Origin of the sequence: Nocardiopsis lucentensis DSM 44048, from assembly GCF_000341125.1 — a bacterium.
Classification (GTDB): Bacteria; Actinomycetota; Actinomycetes; order Streptosporangiales; family Streptosporangiaceae; genus Nocardiopsis; species Nocardiopsis lucentensis.
This window is the reverse complement of the sequence record NZ_ANBC01000954.1, coordinates 1-1,174: the sequence shown is the minus strand read 5'-3', so window position 1 is coordinate 1,174 and position 1,174 is coordinate 1. Positions and strand designations below refer to the sequence as shown.

The window sequence follows — 1,174 nt, the reverse complement described above, 5'->3', positions numbered from 1 at the left end:
ACAGGTTGGGGTAGAGCGGGTGCTGGTCCGCGAGCGCCCGCACACGGCCCCGCAGGGCCTGGGCGTCGAACTCGGGCTTGAGCGCCTCGGCGATGATGTCGGCGACCTCGGCGAAGTCGTCCTCACCGAACCCGCGGGTGGCCAGCGCCGGGGTGCCGATCCGCAGACCCGAGGTCACCATCGGCGGACGCGGGTCGTTGGGTACCGCGTTGCGGTTGACCGTGATCCCCACCGAGTGCAGCCGGTCCTCGGCCTCCTGGCCGTTGATCGCCGAGTCCACCAGGTCCACCAGGACCAGATGCACATCGGTGCCCCCGGTCAGCACCCTGACCCCGACCTCGGCCATGTCCGGGCGGGTCAGCCGCTCGGCGAGCAGCCGGGCGCCGGCCACCGTGCGGTGCTGGCGCTCGGCGAAGTCCTGGCCGGCGGCGACCTTGAGCGCGACCGCCTTGGCGGCGATCACGTGCTCCAGCGGGCCGCCCTGCATGCCCGGGAACACCGCGGAGTTGATCTTCTTGCCCAGCTCCTTCCTGGCCAGGATCAGGCCGCCGCGCGGGCCGCCCAGGGTCTTGTGCGTGGTGGTGGTGACCACGTCGGCGTGCGGGACCGGGTTGGGGTGCTCGCCGGCGGCGACCAGGCCCGCGAAGTGGGCCATGTCGACCATGAGCAGGGCGCCGACCTCGTCGGCGATCTGGCGGAAGCGCGCGAAGTCGAGCTGGCGCGGGTAGGCCGACCAGCCCGCCACGATCATCTTGGGCTGGTGTTCCTTGGCCAGGGCGGCGACCTCGTCGTAGTCGACGGTGCCGTCCTGGGGGCGCACGTGGTAGGCCACGGCGTTGAGGATCTTGCCCGAGTAGTTGATGCGCATGCCGTGGGTCAGGTGGCCGCCGTGGGCCAGGTCCAGGCCCAGGATGGTGTCGCCCGGCTTGAGCAGGGCGAAGTAGACCGCGGTGTTGGCCTGGGCGCCCGAGTGGGGTTGGACGTTGGCGTGCTCGGCGCCGAACAGGTCCTTGGCGCGGTCGATCGCGAGCTGCTCGACGACGTCGACGTGCTCGCAGCCGCCGTAGTAGCGGCGCCCGGGGTAGCCCTCGGCGTACTTGTTGGTCAAAACGGTGCCCTGGGCTTCCAGGACCGCCTGCGGAGCGAAGTTCTCCGAAGCGATCATCTCCAGGGT

Annotated in this window: 1 protein-coding gene; it reads right to left on the bottom strand. The window is 71.1% G+C overall.

Going from position 1 to position 1,174, the window contains the following annotated elements; translation table 11 throughout:
- Window positions 1-1,174 (bottom strand): serine hydroxymethyltransferase (locus tag D471_RS0132245; protein ID WP_017602427.1); only part of this gene is annotated, 1,174 nt, incomplete at both ends.